General features: G+C 56.3%; 14 protein-coding genes. 6 read left to right on the plus strand and 8 right to left on the minus strand.

Annotated elements, in window-relative coordinates:
* Positions 1–248: 248 nt before the first annotated feature.
* From QY332_14465 to QY332_14475, 3 genes are all read right to left on the minus strand, one after another.
* Positions 249–1829: an SUMF1/EgtB/PvdO family nonheme iron enzyme gene (locus QY332_14465; protein WKZ34820.1), complete on the minus strand. Its 1581-nt coding sequence runs from the start codon at positions 1827–1829 to the stop codon at positions 249–251.
* 152 nt (positions 1830–1981) lie between these two features.
* Positions 1982–3751 carry an SUMF1/EgtB/PvdO family nonheme iron enzyme gene (locus QY332_14470; GenBank protein ID WKZ34821.1) on the minus strand — a complete coding sequence of 590 codons (1770 nt, stop codon included), beginning with the start codon at positions 3749–3751 and terminating at the stop codon, positions 1982–1984.
* A gap of 123 nt (positions 3752–3874) precedes the next feature.
* On the minus strand, positions 3875–4933 hold the full coding sequence (locus tag QY332_14475; GenBank protein ID WKZ34822.1) for a hypothetical protein: 1059 nt from the start codon (positions 4931–4933) through the stop codon (positions 3875–3877).
* Between the two features lie 112 nt (positions 4934–5045).
* On the opposite strand from QY332_14475, the gene QY332_14480 reads away from it, so the two are divergent.
* From QY332_14480 to QY332_14505, 6 genes are all read left to right on the plus strand, one after another.
* Positions 5046–7124, plus strand: coding sequence for an acetate--CoA ligase family protein (locus tag QY332_14480; protein ID WKZ34823.1), 2079 nt, complete (start codon positions 5046–5048; stop codon positions 7122–7124).
* Between the two features lie 35 nt (positions 7125–7159).
* Positions 7160–7375: a dodecin family protein gene (locus QY332_14485; GenBank protein WKZ34824.1), complete on the plus strand. Its 216-nt coding sequence runs from the start codon at positions 7160–7162 to the stop codon at positions 7373–7375.
* A gap of 98 nt (positions 7376–7473) precedes the next feature.
* A complete protein-coding gene (locus QY332_14490; protein WKZ34825.1) occupies positions 7474–7761 on the plus strand; it encodes a DUF1330 domain-containing protein in 288 nt (95 codons plus the stop codon).
* A 41-nt stretch (positions 7762–7802) separates the two neighbouring features.
* Complete coding sequence (locus QY332_14495; protein ID WKZ34826.1) at positions 7803–8609, plus strand: serine hydrolase; 807 nt, start codon at positions 7803–7805, stop codon at positions 8607–8609.
* Positions 8606–9403, plus strand: coding sequence for an MOSC domain-containing protein (locus QY332_14500; GenBank protein ID WKZ34827.1), 798 nt, complete (start codon positions 8606–8608; stop codon positions 9401–9403). The genes QY332_14495 and QY332_14500 overlap by 4 nt, the downstream gene beginning before the upstream one ends.
* The gene (locus QY332_14505; protein ID WKZ34828.1) at positions 9403–9669 is read left to right on the plus strand and encodes a hypothetical protein; all 267 of its coding nucleotides are present in this window, start codon (positions 9403–9405) and stop codon (positions 9667–9669) included. The genes QY332_14500 and QY332_14505 overlap by 1 nt, the downstream gene beginning before the upstream one ends.
* Positions 9670–9749: 80 nt before the next feature.
* Here the strand turns inward: QY332_14505 and QY332_14510 are convergent, their stop codons facing one another.
* The 5 genes from QY332_14510 to QY332_14530 all read right to left on the minus strand — a co-directional run bounded on the left by QY332_14510 (position 9750) and on the right by QY332_14530 (position 15483).
* Entirely contained in the window at positions 9750–10736 is a 987-nt protein-coding gene (locus QY332_14510) for a D-cysteine desulfhydrase family protein (protein WKZ34829.1), read from the minus strand.
* Positions 10737–10744: 8 nt separating this feature from the next.
* Positions 10745–11335, minus strand: a complete 591-nt coding sequence (locus QY332_14515; protein ID WKZ34830.1) for a hypothetical protein — start codon at positions 11333–11335, stop codon at positions 10745–10747.
* 86 nt (positions 11336–11421) lie between these two features.
* Positions 11422–12597 (minus strand): peptidoglycan bridge formation glycyltransferase FemA/FemB family protein, encoded by a 1176-nt coding sequence (locus QY332_14520; GenBank protein ID WKZ34831.1) that lies wholly within the window; start codon positions 12595–12597, stop codon positions 11422–11424.
* Between the two features lie 52 nt (positions 12598–12649).
* Positions 12650–13636 carry a peptidoglycan bridge formation glycyltransferase FemA/FemB family protein gene (locus QY332_14525; GenBank protein ID WKZ34832.1) on the minus strand — a complete coding sequence of 329 codons (987 nt, stop codon included), beginning with the start codon at positions 13634–13636 and terminating at the stop codon, positions 12650–12652.
* On the minus strand, positions 13633–15483 hold the full coding sequence (locus tag QY332_14530; GenBank protein WKZ34833.1) for a nucleoside-diphosphate sugar epimerase/dehydratase: 1851 nt from the start codon (positions 15481–15483) through the stop codon (positions 13633–13635). The genes QY332_14525 and QY332_14530 overlap by 4 nt, the downstream gene beginning before the upstream one ends.
* Positions 15484–15497 lie beyond the last annotated feature (14 nt).

Below are 15497 nucleotides of genomic sequence, written 5' to 3' on the forward strand. Positions count from 1 at the left end.
TCTCTCTCCTCATAATATTAATGAACATGCTGCAAGTACACAAAAATTATACCCCTGCAGCTCCTCTTCGACATTAATTCGAGCATCACCCAAAGGTCATAAAAGGCTGGATGGATAAGGTGCGCGACCTTGTCCATCCAATAATACTATTTCGCGGCCTTGTCTTGCTGTGGCGAAACATGGCACTCATCCCCTCCCATTGGGAGGGGATGAGTTTCGTTTCAACTACACGTTGTGTTCCATATTTTTTATCCACAAGCTGTAGGACCAGCCGGACAATAACAGCTGCAAGTGGCCGGATTCCATTGCTCCCCGCTCATGGGACAGCCGTTGGCCGGCGGCTGGCAGCCCGGTGTATCATCGTCACCGTCATCATCGCCGCCGCCGTCCGGGGGCGGCGTGCAGCCCAGGAACTCGATGTCCTGCACCGCGCTGTCCACCACGGCATTGGGGTTGGCGATGCAGGCGCCGTTGAAGGGATAGGTCCCGACCGGGCACAAGCCGAAGTCCACCCCCGCGCCGGGTACCGCCGAACAGCACTGCGTCAGCGGGTCGTAGGTATGGCCCGGCAGGCAGGCCGTGCCGCTGGTGCCGCCGCCGTCCCATACGCAGGCATCCCCGACCTTGGTGTAATACATCGGGCAGGTCGAAACACAGGATTCCAACTCGACGCACGAGCCCTGCGCTGTCGCAGGTCCCACGGCACCGGGCAGGCACGAGAATTTATCCTTGGTGGCGGTCTGCTCGCCGGGCACCGCAGAACAGCCCGGCACGTCATAGGTCCAGCCGTCCGGCGGCGTATCCCCAAGGTTGACGGTCACAATGGTATAGGGGAAGTAATTGCGCGTGCACAACGGGTTCTGGCTGATGCTGACATCGTTGCACATCACCGTGGGCGTGCAGTCCGCCTCCTCGCCGTTCGGTCCGGTCCCGACATAACCCAGCACCTCGCACATCGGCGCGAAATGCATGGGGTCTTCGATCACACAGCGGAAGCCCAGATCGGACAGGTTCTCCTCAGGGTCCAGCGCGAAGCGGTTGGACGGCATGACCGCATCCTGCCCGTCCTGATAACTGCTTCCGCGCACGGAGCGTTTCTCCCCGAATTCCGGTCCCAACGGATCCTCCGCCGGCGACTCGCTGTAATAGGTCAGGCTGTACCAGTCCGCCACCCATTCGCGCGCATTGCCGGCCATGTCGAAGGCGCTGTAATAGCTGACACCCTTGTCATAGTCGTTGACCGCGGACGTTTCGCTTTTACAAAAGTCGAAGTTCAACAGGTCACAGACGGGCGCTTCATCACCCCAGGGGAAGATATTGCCCTCGGGACCGCGCGCGGTCTTCTCCCATTCGGCCTCGCTGGGCAGGCGTCCCTTCACGAAGGCGCAGTATGCGCCCGCCTGCGTGTGGTTCACGCCCGTCACCGGGAAGTTGATGTGGCGGTAACTGCCAAAGGTGGGGTTGTTTTCCAGGTCCGGCGGCGTGCAAATGCCCGCCTGCACACAAGCCGCGTACTGCGTGTTGGTCACCTTGGTGCTGTAGATCCAAAAGTCGCTCAGGGTCACTTCATGGATGGGGTTATCCTTCTGATCGTGGCCCATCAGGAAGGACCCGCCGGGTACCGCCACCAGGATGGTGCCGTCCACATAGGGATATTTGGAACCGACCGCCATCGACGGACCCGCGAGGTCCACAGTCACGAGTGAACCCGCCTCGGCAGTGGCGGCCGCATCTTCGCTGCTCACATCGCCCGGGCCAGGCAGGCTGCAGGCCGCCAGAATCAGCGACAGGCCGATCATGAACGAAATACCGTTAAAAAGTTTTTTCATGTCTCTCTCCTCTAAAGTAATCAGGACACGGTCTAAAAAATATTATACATATATCTCCCGTGGTGTACACAATTTTCAACATCCCCCGTAGGTCATAAAAAAATCCCGCCGGACCATGAACGGCCCGGCGGGAGAATTGGAGATCGATGCGGTTACGGTTGTTTCTGCTCACATACGTTATCTTGCTCATTCCATCGACATTCGGGCGCAAACGCACAGGGCGTTTCATACAGGTATCCCGCGCATACATTCACAGGCGTGCTGCACTTCAACGTATTGACGCGCACCACCACACAGCCCTCCCCGCCGAGGTTGACCTCGGCCGGGGTGCAGGCGCCGACGTCCGCGCTGAAGGTGTAGCCGGGCGCACAGCCGGGATAGGTCCCGCCGGTGACCGCCTGACAGCATTGGAAATTCTCACTGTAGGTATATCCCTGCGCGCAGCCCGCATAGGTCTGCGCCGCAAGCGAGGTATTGTCGATACCATAGGGTACATCCACATTCCCGTTCGGGGGCGCGCACACGCCGGCCAGCCCATCGAAATACGTCCCGGCCGGGCACAAGCCATTGGCATCCGGCGCGGCCGCGCAGGTCTGCTGTCCGCCGCGGTCCAGCAGCGCATATCCCAGCGGACAGCCCCCCACACCCGCCTGCCGCAGGACGGGTGTGTAATTACAGGCACCCGTGGACGGGTCGAGGGTATAGCCGGAATCACAGACCGGGCTGACCCCGGTCACATCCGGGCTGCCCGTGCAGGATGAATTGCAGACCAGCACCTCATTCGTGGATTCGATGCCTCGCGGTCCGCGGCAGACCAACTGCCGGATCCCGCCTTCGATCACCTCCCGGCACTGCATGCGGGTCCCGCGCACCTCCCAAATTGAATTGAAGGAAATTTGAACCGTGCCGTAGCCGTCGCCCGCCGAGCAATACTGGTTGACCTGGAATCCTTCGGGCAGCTGGCACCCGTCTGACACGATGGCGCCGGTCGGCACGAAAGCGGTCAACTGGCAATAGGGCGCAAGCGGTTGAGGCTCTGGAACGACACAGCGGAAGCCGGTATCGCGCCGGCTGTCAGTCTGTGTCGTTCCAGAGCGGCGAATCGTCAGGGCAACCTGCTCGGCGGAGACAGTTTCGAAGGAACTGCCGCGGATGACGCGGTACTCGCCGCTCTCCGGCCCAGTTGGGTTGCTGGCAGGCGACAGGCTGTAATACCCTTCGCTGTACCAGTCGCCGATCCATTCGAAGACATTGCCGGCCATGTCCAATAATCCGTACGGGCTGGCTCCGGCGGGAAAGGCATCCACCTCCGTGGTGCGTCCCACGCAATTACGGAAGTTCAACAGGCTGCAGGACGGAGGGGTGGTTCCCCAGGGGTAGGTGTTGCCATTCGTGCCGCGCGCGGCTTTTTCCCACTGCGCCTCGCTGGGCAGGCTCCCCTGCGCCCAGGCACAATACGCCTGCGCCTGATCCCAGTTGACACCGACGACGGGATGGTTAACAAACTGCGGGTTGCCGAACACCGCTCCGCCCAACTCCTGTTTCGGCGCAGTACATGAACCAACCTTCACACATTGTTCGTACATGCGGTTGGTCACCTTGGTCTGCTGGATCCAATACCCGTCCAGGGAAACATTGTGGGCAAGCGCATAAACGCCATCGCCCATCATGAAATCCCCGGCGGGCACGTACACCAAAACACTTCCATCCACCCATTTCATTTTATCGCCGCTTTTCGGGCCAGCCAGCGCAACCGGCGCCAATGCGGGAGTGGGTTCCGCCGTCGGCATCTCGGTGGGCGGTGCATCCGTGGCTGTCACCACCACGATCACCGTCTCCGCGGTGGGCGGCGCAGCGCAGGCCGATAAAATCAGGATGAACATCAGGGTATATGCAAACAACATATAACGCGCGTTTTTCATTCAATCTCCTTCTCCCGCGAGTTGCGCGAGACGGACGTTATTATAATGCAGAGAAAAAAACAAGGCTGGCGCTCTTATGCCAGCCTTAATTTCAGCAAGCCTGATTCTCAAAACAAAATCGGGCTACGGCTGATTGCAATAACAGACAGTCTGGTTCCCAAATACAAAACAGACGACATATTGTTCCGGGCAGCTCACCGGCTGATCCGGTTCACGTTCCGCAGCGGGAGGCAGCGGGCACAACCCCGGCTCGCCTCCGCGCGGCTGAAACCCGATCGCCATGCGGCAGGCATTATCCAGTTCCGAGATCTCCTTGATCGGATAATAGAACTCGAATTCCTTCAGCGGCGAACCGGCCTGGTCGTGCGTGAAATGATCGTTGATGTCGAACAGGGCCGGGTCGAGGTCCTCGCCGCCGGCCCACATCCCGACCATGAAGGCCTTGTCACCGCCAAGGAGGGAGGCTTTCGCCGCGATCTGCACCGAGTTCGGATCTGTTGGCGAAATACGCGACCACGCCAGGTCCGGGTCATCCCCCACGCCCCTGCCGAAGACCAGCGTTTCAAAACCGTCCCCGCCGGGCGGCGGCGTGTCCGCATTGACCGGCACGGCTCCGCCCACATCCTTGTTCGAGTCGGTCCACACCTCCACCCCTTCCGTGGTCCATTCCGTGGAGGAGGGCTGGCTGGCAAGGATCAGCCAGTCGCCCCTGCCGTCCACATCCAGGTCGATCTCGAAGGCATATTTTCCGTCCAGGCCGCGGCTGGACTCACCGCCCTTTACAGTGATGACCCCATAGATCCAGGCATCATCCTGGTAGAACTCCGTCATGAGGATATCGATATGCGGGTAATAGGTTTCCATCGTCCCGCTGTTGAACGGACGTTCAAAGCTCCCAAACGTGAAACGGTCGCCGCTCGGGGCGCGCTTCTGGTCTGCAGTAATGGACGAATCCTGGTCGCCCGCCAGCCCGCTTCGCACGGCCGGCAGTTCAGAAGGCATCATTTCATGTTGAACAGCTGTCGGTATAGGGGTGGTTGGGACCGGGGAATCAGTCGGCTCAGTCCCGCTGGCTGCCTGATCGGTTTGCGTCCCCCCTGGGTCCGCCCCTGTAACACATGCAAGCGTGACCAGAAAAAGCATGCAGGTCAGGAACGCAAAATTACCAAAGCTTTTCTTCATCTTACACCTCTTTCCTCGCGGGTTATTATACTCCCGTGCAGCATGTGCCAAACGGACAGCGTCTGTTTCCGTTCCCATAGTATCCAAAGGGCATCGTGGTTATAATCCCCGCATGGACACCTCCCTGCTCCCCTTCTTTGATCCAAAGGGCATCGTCATCCTTGGCGCATCCACCTCCCCTGAAAAGCTCGGCTACGGCGTGGCGCGCAATCTCATCCAAAGCGCATACAACGGTGCGATCCATCTGGTTGCGCAAAAGAGCGGTGAAGTCTTCGAGAAAACAATCCACACCAGCCTGCAGGACATCCCCGACCCGCTTGACCTTGCCATCCTGCTCGTCCCAACGTCCGCGACGCCGCGTGCCATCCAGGATTGCGCGGAACGCGGGATCAAGGCAGCCATCATCGTCTCGGCCGGCTTTCGCGAAGTCGGCGCGGAAGGTGCGAAACTCGAACAACAATGCATGGACATCGCCCGCGCACATGGCATGCGGCTGCTGGGTCCCAACTGCATCGGCACCATCGATACCCATCTCCCGCTCGATACCACCTTCCTGCAGCCGCCCATGCCGGAAAAAGGCGGCATCGGCTTCCTCTCTCATTCGGGAGCATTCGCCGCCGCCATCGTGGACTGGGCGCGCGGGCAGGACTTCGGCTTCTCGCGCATCGTCAGCCTCGGCAATCAGGCGGATGTCAACGAGACCGACATGCTGCCCATGCTCGCGGACGACCCGCACACCAACGTCATCGTGATGTACATGGAAAGCATCCCGGACGGCAGGCGTTTTGTGAAAACTGCCAGCGACGTTGCAAAGCAAAAGCCCGTCATTGCGCTGAAGGTCGGGCGTTTCGAAGCGGGACAAAAAGCCGCTGCATCCCACACGGGCGCGCTGGCGGCATCTGACACCGCCTTCGATGCCGCCTTCGAAAAAGCGGGCGTGCTGCGTGCTGAAACCGCCGGGCAGATGTTCGATTGGGCGCGGGCACTGGAGAATTGTCCGCTGCCGAGGGGGAACCGCATCGGGATTTTGACCAACGCAGGCGGACCCGGCGTCATTGCCGCCGACGCACTCGAACGGGAGGGGCTGGTTCTTGCCCATTTGAACGACTCCACGCTGGAGGCGTTATCAGCCCTTCTGCCACCCGCCGCCAATATCCACAACCCGGTGGATATGCTCGCCTCCGCCTCGCCCGGGCATTATGCGGAGTGCTTGAACATCCTTTTGAAAGACGAAGATGTGGATGCGGTCATGGTCGTCCTGCCTCCCCCGCCGATGTTCAAAGCGGAGGAAGTGGCAAAGGCGTTGAATGAAGTGATCGGTAAATTTGGGAAACCAGTCGTCATCGCTTTGCTGGGTTCGAGGTTGGTCGAAAAAGCTGCTGCAACGTTCGCAAGTTCAAAGGTTATGACGTATCCGTTCCCTGAGCAGGCGGCCTCCGCGCTGGGGGCGCTGGCAAGGCGGGCAGAATTTATTAAACACAAATGGCATGACCCCCATTCCGGGGGCTTCGCAGTTCAAAGGAAATACCCATTAACCATTAACCATGTTTTCGACACTGAAGAACTGATGAATGTCTACGGCATTCCAACGGAACCCATTAAACTGGCGCGAAACGAAGCCGAAGCCATCGGCATCGCGAACGAACTTGGCTACCCTGTGGTGATGAAGATCGCATCGCCTGATATTTTGCATAAATCCGATGTGGGCGGAGTGTTATTGAATATCAAAGATGCCTCCGTTCTTCAATCCGGCTACGCGCAAATGATGAAGAGGATCGAAAAACTGATTCCCCCGCCAGGCATCGAAGGTGTGCATATCCAACGCCAGATCGTGGAGGGACAGGAAGTCATCGTCGGGATGGTGCGCGATAAACAGTTCGGTCCATTGATGATGTTCGGCTCGGGCGGCGTGGAGGTGGAGGGGCTCAAGGATGTGGCTTTCTGCCTGGGTCCGTTGAATCAGGTTGAGGCGGAGTCCATGATGCGCAGAACGTGGGCGGGGAGAAAACTCAAAGGCTTCCGTAACATCCCGCCTGTGGATCAGGAGGCGGTCAGGGACGTCTTGATCAAGCTATCCCGTCTCGCACATGAGCATGATGAAATCGAAGAGATCGAGATCAACCCGCTGCGCGTGCTGGCGAAGGGCGCGCTGGCGGTGGACATTCGGGTCAAGCATGTTGCATTGCCATAGAAATTATCGTATAGTGTTCCTGAAAGGAGTGAGCCATGGCAGAGAGCGTTTACAAAGTGATCGAACTGGTCGGCACCAGCACGGAATCGTGGGAGAAAGCCGCCGCCGCGGCGGTGGAACGCGCTGCGCAATCCCTGCGCGAACTGCGCGTTGCGGAAATCGTCGAACTGGACATGGTCATTGAAGACGGCAAGGTTGCAACCTACCGCGCCAAAGTGAAGGTGTCTTTCAAGTACGAAAGCGGCGGCTAGCACTTTCTGAGAAAAGGGGACTTTTCATTTCAATATTCCAGTGCAGGACCTCCCCAAAGGAGGTTGTATTTGTTTGCCATTTTATAGAAGGAGACAGCATGACAGCCTACGTTGTTGTAGATATCGACGTGACGGATCCCAAAGGGTATGAGGAATACAAAAGACTCGCCCCGCCTGCGGTTGAGTTGTACGGAGGCAGCTACATCGCGCGCGGAGGGCAGACGGAAACCCTCGAAGGCGAATGGTCGCCAAAACGACTGGTCATTTTACAATTCGAGAGCATCCAGCAGGCAAAAAAGTGGCTCAATTCGTCCGAATACAGCGGGGCAAGAGAACTGCGCCACACATACGCAACATCGAATATGGTTGTGGTCGAAGGGGTTTGATGGAACCCCGTGGATATGATCCTGTGGATATGATCCTGCACATGAATCAACTCGAAACGTTCCTTTCCCAATTCAAAGGGCAGACCATCTCGATTGCCGTGCATGATCTGGAAACAGAAACGGATATTTTGATCAACGCCGATGAAATGATGCACCCCGCCAGCACGATGAAAGTGACGGTGATGATGGAAGTGTTTCGCCAGGCGGGGGCCGGTTTGCTTTCGGCGGACGAACGACTGACGATCCTCAACTCCTTCAAAAGCATCGCGGATGGCAGCGGGTATACGCTCGAAGAAGCGGATGATTCTGAACCCACTCTATATAAACGCATTGGTGAAACCGAAACCATCCGCGAGTTGAACCGCCTGATGATCGTGCGTTCGTCGAACCTTGCCGCAAATCTTTTAATGGAGCGCGTTGGAACCTCACGCGTGGATGCATTCATCAAGGAACTCGGCATCGCGGACATGGCCGTCATCCGCGGGCTGGAGGATAAAAAAGCCCAGCGCCTGAATATCAATAATTCCGCCAGCGCGCACAGTTCCACGCACTTGCTGCGGCTGATCGCGGAAGGCAGGCTCATTTCGAGAGAAGCCTGTGACGAAATGATCGAAGTGATGTCCGGGCAGGCATTCAATGAAAGCATCCCCGCGCTGCTGCCTGCCGATGTGAAAGTGGCGCACAAAACCGGCTGGTCGGATGATTTCTTCCATGACGTCGGCATCGTCTTTCCTTCCGCCCGCAGGCCGTATATCATCTCGCTTTTCACGCGTGGCTTTTCTGAAGATAAAGACGCGCATCACTGCATGGCACAAATCTCAAAGATCATTTATGAAGGGATTGTATGATCACCGTTTCCGATCTCACCCATTACCCCATCAAAGCCTGCCGCGGATTCAATGTGCGGGCATCCAACGTCGAGCGCATGGGACTAGAACACGACCGCCGCATGATGGTCGTCACGCCCGATGGCGGGTTCCTCACCCAGCGCGAACATCCGCGTTTGGCGTTGGTCACGCCGACACTGCGAAACGATTCACTGACGCTTTCCGCGCCAAATTTCGATTCGCTGCAAATCGGGATTCGAAAGTCCGGCACGCCCACGCTGGTTGATATTTGGGCGAGCAAGGACGTGCATGCCATCGATCAGGGTGACCAATCCGCTGCATGGTTTTCGGATTGGCTTGGCATCTCCGTTCGGCTTGTCCATTTTGCGGATGGCTTCAAACGCAGGCTCAATCCAGACTATGCCATCAACTATGATGACCACACTGGATTTGCAGACGGCTACCCCATTTTGATCATTTCGGAAGAATCGCTTCAGGATTTAAACTCGCGGCTTGATTTGCACGTCCCGATGAATCGCTTCCGCCCGAACCTGGTGGTCAAGGGCTGCGAACCGTTTGCAGAGGATTTATGGAAACGAATCAAAATCAACGGAATCGAGATGGCACTGGTCAAGCCGTGCGCGCGTTGTGTGGTGACAACAATTGATAAGGAGTCGCTCGAGCGTAATAAGGAGCCGCTCAAAACATTGGGGGATTACCGCAAACGGGATGGCGGCGCAATGTTCGGGGTGAATGTCATTCCGTTGAGCGAAGGTAACCTCGAAATCGGCATGGAAGTGGAGATTTTGGAATAATGGAACGCATCCTCATTGACATCATCGGCTGGACCGGCACGGTCCTGTATCTCATTGCGTATGGATTGGTCTCTGCCAAAAAAGTGGAAGCGGACTCGTGGGCGTATCAGGGAATGAACTTCGCCGCAGGGACGATGCTCATCATCAACACGCTGTATTTGCAAGCGTATCCGTCCGTGGGGCTGAACGTCGCCTGGGTGGGGATCGCGGTGGTGACGCTGGGTAGAAAAGTTTTACAAAGTAACTCTATTGCCAAAAGGCCTTAAACACAAAGGACACGAGGGCTTATAATGAAAGGTTTTTGTGTCCCTACGTCCCCAGCATGGAGGGGGTGTAACCTTCGTGTTTAATTGTTTTTTTGCCGTGGACTCAAAAGCGACTCCGAATATCCATCCGCAAACAACGCGGGTTGACCGCCCGTGTGCCAGAACAAAACCGTCTCGTCCTTTTTGAAAAATCCATTGCGGACGAGGTCGATCATCCCCGCCGCGGCGCGCCCTGTATAAACGGGATCCAGCAGCAAGCCTTCGTGACGCGCGAACAGGTTGATGGCTTCGCGCTCCCCTTCCCCAAACACACCATAGCCCGCCTGGCAATACTTGTCATTGGCGAGAACATCATCACGGGTGAAGTTGATACGCCCACCAAGTTTCTCGCCGGCTTGCGATGCCAATTTAGAGACATGATCTTTCAAATCGTCCTCTGTTTCGTCAATGCTGATTCCCAGTATTTTGCCCTTGAACCCAAACAAGCGCCGACCCAACACCAGTCCTGCGTGTGTCCCGCCTGAGGATGTGCCGAAGACGATCCAATCCGCGTGGACGTTTTGCCCCATGAATTCTTCCACCGCAAAGGCATAACCCAACGCGCCTGTCGGGCTGGAGCCGCCATACGGGACGAGATAGGGTTTCTTCCCTGCTGCAACGGCATCATCGAAGGTCTTTTGCAAGGTCTGGTCGCGGAAGGCGCGGTCTTCGACGGTGATGATCTCCGCGCCGAAGAGTCCATCCAGCAGGAGATTGGCGGATGACTGTTTTGGCTTCTCGCCCGTCAGCACCAGTTTGCACTCGAAGCCGTATCGCGCCGCCGCCGCCGCGGTCTGACGGCAGTGATTGGACTGCATCGCCCCGCCCGAAATGAGCAAATCCGCACCCTGCTCGCGGGCTTCAGCAATGATGAATTCCAATTTGCGGGTTTTGTTCCCGCCGAACGCCAGCCCGGTCTGGTCATCGCGTTTGACGAGAATGCGCGGTCCATTTAAGGCTTTGGACAAATTAGGCAGTTCTTCAATTGATGTGGGAAGATGGGCAAATCTTAAGCGCGGAATATTCATAAAACGCTCTATTCGCTCTTGCTGTCGTTTTTTGATACAGCAGAACGCCGCGCAAGGATACGATGCGTCACTGCCCCGGAAATCACAGCCGCCACATATGCAATAAAAACTCCAATGATGGGGACAACAAAGATTAATATGATTGTCCCACCAGACTCACCCGCGACAGACAATAGCGGGAGAAGAAATAAAACACTGACAGCAACGCACAACAAAGGAAACACCAGAAAACCGATCAAACCCACCACACTGCAAGATAACACCCCAAACCCCGCATTGCGAACAGCACCGCTTTCATTCGCACTTCGATATGCCGACCGTCCGCTAAAGAACCCTGCAACACCGCCGAATAATAAAGAAATTAAAAGCGACAATATGCCTAAAATGAGCATAATCGCTTCGAAAGAGTAACTTGCGGTAGAGTAAATATAAGAATCTACAACGTTAAGTAAGAAGAAGGAAACAATAAAAGTTACAGGAAAAACAACAATCAATGTCAACAAACCGTAGCCAATCCCTATCCCAATTCCAAAAGGTAGGAATTTTTTCTCAGGTTTCTCCTGCGAAGACGAAGAAGGGACGGGAGCAGAACTTTCCATGGGTACACCTCCAATATCAAAGAATGAGATAAAGTCGGATTGTAACACCATGAAGCCCAGTCGACATGAACTCGCTCGAACCTACTCTATTCCGCACTAATCTGCCGGCGTGTATTCTCTTTTCCTCTTGACCTCATAAAATTCAACACCCGCGGCATCACATCTGAGTACATCGAATACCAGAACTTGCTGGGCGCAAAGTCATACGCGCCGAGCGTGCGCACTACGTCACCGCCCAAACCCTCCTTGAAGCGGTATACGCCCCACATTGAGTCGCTATCATCGAAAACATCCGGCGCGCCCCACAGGTCGTAGGTCAAACAGCCGCGCGCCTTGGCAAGTTTCATCGCTTCCCATTGCAAGAGATAGGTCGGCATCTTCTCGCGGTGGACACCCCGCGACATGCCATACACATAATACGCACGCCCTGCGAACATGAAGAGGAAGATTGCGGCGACAGGCTCCCCATCCACTTCGGCAATCAAGGGGACGGTGGACGGTTGACGGTGGACGGTGTTCGCCATAAAAGTTTTCCAGACTGTCATGTAATATTCTTCATCGCGGATCACAAATCCATCGCGCACAGATGTCTCCGCATACATCTTGTACAGCATCCCCCAATCCTCCAGTTTGCCTATGCGCACCGACACGCCCTTCTTCTCCGCCAGGCGGACGTTGTAGCGCGTCTTCTGTTTCATGCGCATCAGGATTTCTTCTTCGCTGGCGGATAAACCCACGATGACCGTGTTGCGGAACTGGATCTGGTCGGACGACTCCACCCAGCCCCTGCGCCTCAAACCGGACATTACAGCCTGTCCGCCGTTTTCCAGGATCTCATCCTCGCTTTGAGGGACTCCGCGCCCCAGCACCACATCGGGATCAATTTTCAGGAAGATCGAACCCTGTTTCTTCGCAAAGGACTGCAAATCATCCAATACACGCCTGCGAAGGGACTCATCCTCCCAATCCATGAGCGGACCTTTGGGAGCGTAGAGAATGGACAGGCGGGCGGCGAATCCGCGCGAGATGACTTGGCGTTTGAGGATGAGCGCGGCGGCGAGATAGTGACCAGTTTCCAGTGACCAGTTTTCATTGGTTTGAGAGACGGTGAATTTTCCATCTTTCGTCCAGACAGCGTAATAGGGAATCCACCCATACTTGGCCTTCACCTGTCCCCATTCGTAGGTTTGCAGGAAGTGCGGGCTGGGGAGTTGGCTAATGATTTGATTCCAGAGACGGGGCGGTTGGGAAGATGATGTCATAAAAGAGAGTTCGCAATGCGTGACACATAATACGCAAAGATCAAATTACACATTACGAATTGCGCATCACGTATTTTGTATAAACCCAATACAACAATGGATTATAAACTCTATCCAATGCCTGCACGGCGCGTTTCACTTCGCCGCCGAATCCGCGTTTGAAACGATAGACGCCCCATAAACCGTCGTTCCGTGACTCGAATTGGGCTTCGAGGGTCTCTTCGTTCTGGTCGGGGACGCCCCACAGATCGTATTCTTCACATCCGCGCGCCTTTGCCCAGCGAATGGCTTCCCATTGGATGAGATAGGTCGGCATGCGGTTGCGCTCTTCATTATTCGACGCGCCATAGACGTACCAGGCACGTTTGCCGTTCGCAAAGACCATCAGGGACGCAAGCGGTTTGCCTTCGTATTCCGCGAGGAGAAGTTCGCATGTCCCTTTTGGATGGAACAATTCATACGCGCGCTGGTAATACTCTTTGGAATGCACGCCGAATCCATCCCGTCCGCCTGTGACGGTCATCATGTCGTGGAAGGCGGTGATGTCGTCCCATACGCGGACGGTCACACCTTTTTTCTCGGCCAGGCGGATGTTGTAACGGCACTTGGGTTTCATATGCGCAAGAATTTGTTCTTCATCTTCCTTAATAGAAACGATTATAGTGCGGGGAGGTTGGATATTATGGGGGGAGGTGCGGAGTGTCATGTGCCAGGTGTCAGGTGATTGGCCTTCCCAGAGATCAGGTTCGACTTTGAGAAAGACAGCACGGTTCTTTTTACAGATCGAATCAACTTTCTGCCAGAACTGTTCACTGATCCCTGATAACTGGTCACTGCTTACTTTTGGAATATAACCTATCGTAAAACCCGGCGGCAATTTGCGAAATAAAACCTGAACCCCCATATCACCTGAAATAACGCGGACGGGTGTCCATCCGAAACCATTTTTTAATTCGCCCCACTCGCCCGTCTGCAGGAGATGCGCAGTAGGATATTTCGTCAGGAATTGATTCCACTCAGTCAGAGTGACTTCCGTCATTGCCGCACCGAGCCCGAAGGGAGAAAATGATTGATGGCTTGTATCAGGTCGTCGGGCCGGGAATGACGCGCGAGGTCGGTCAGCTGGGCGAGCACATGCACCAGCGCGTCGCCGTCCACCTGCTCCTCTTCAGACATGCGATAGATCTCGGAATGTTTGGTCGGTTCGAAATTCACGCCGTCTTCGAACAGGTCTTCGCGCAGCTTCTCGCCGGGGCGTATGCCCGAAAATTGAATCTCGATGTCACGATGCGGTTCGAGACCCGAAAGTCGGATGAGGTCTTCGGCAAGGTCGAGGATGCGAACCTGCCCGCCCATGTTGAGCATGAACACCTCGCCGCCCGCGCCCATCGAAGCGGCTTGCAACACAAGATGCACGGCTTCGGGGATGGTCATGAAATAACGATGCATGTCGGGATGCGTGACCATCACGGGTCCGCCGCGCGCGATCTGGCTCTTGAAAATGGGAACGACACTGCCGCGGCTGCCAAGCACGTTGCCAAAGCGCACAACAGAATATGGGAGGTCATGCTGCTGTGCAGCATCGAGGACGACCAGCTCGGCGAGACGTTTGGTCGCGCCCATGACGCTGACCGGGCGGACAGCTTTATCGGTGGAGATGAGCACGAGTCGTTCGACCCCGTGCCTGCCAGCCGCCTCGACAATGATCTTCGTGCCGAGGGCATTGTTCGTGAATGCCTCTTCAACATTGACTTCCATCAAGGGGACGTGTTTGTGCGCCGCCGCATGGAAGACCACCTGCGGCTGGTGTTGTTTGAAAACTTCTTCGATGCGGTTTTTGTGGCGCACATCCGCAATGACGGGCTGGATCGAAAGCGCGGGGAAATCCCCGTTCAGTTCAAGCAGGATATCGAAGATGCTGTTCTCGCCGTGGCCAAGCAGGATCAATTCACTTGGATTCCAGCGCGCGACCTGGCGGCAAAGTTCACTGCCAATCGAGCCGCCCGCGCCCGTAATGAGAATACGTTTACCGCCCAGCGTTGCGCCAATCAAACGGTCATCAATCCTGACAGGCTCGCGCCGCAGGAGATCGGTAATGTCCACTTCGCGCAGGCGGTTGACGCTGACCTTTCCGCCGATCAATTCATAAATGCCGGGGATGATGCGCGAGGTGATGCCTTTGCGCCGACAAACATCATTAACAAGGCGGATGATGCGCCCCGGCGCGGCAGGGATGGCGATGATGACTTCGTCCACTTGTCTAGTATCGAGGGCCATTTCAAGCTGGTCGATCCTGCCAATGACCGTCACACCATAAATGTTGTGATCCTGCTTGGCGGGGTCGTCATCCAAAAAGCCGACCGGGAGGAGGTTGAGCGAAGATGATTTCTGTAATTCGCGGACGACGAGTGCGCCCGCGTCCCCTGCGCCAATGATGAGCGCGCGGCGGGTCTTGTCGGTGACCTGCGCGGACGATTGCTCCGCAAGAATCCGTAAGACAAAGCGCGAGCCGCCGATGAGGATGAGCGAGATAAGCCAGTCAATGCCGAGGGCGGAGCGCGGCATGCCGGGCTGGATCCAACCGAGGCTGATAAGCACGAGCATCACGCCGCCCGTCAGCACCGAGGCGGTGGTCACTGCCACGATGATGAGGCGCAGTTCGTTCGTGCTGGCATAGATCCACAAACGGCGGTACAGTCCGAAGAAATAATAGACGGGGATTTTTACCGTCAATGCCACCGCGCACATGACGAGGGCGGCGGGGAAGTAATACGGCAGTTCGTTCACGTCCAGCCGCAACGCAAAACTGCCCAGCACCGAAACGATGATGAGGGCAAGGTCGCCGATTAAGACGAAGCGGTTGCGGACGTGGGGACGGGAGGACATAAGAATGTAATACG

The sequence above is a fragment of the Anaerolineales bacterium genome (assembly GCA_030583885.1).
Lineage (GTDB): Bacteria > Chloroflexota > Anaerolineae > Anaerolineales > Villigracilaceae > Villigracilis.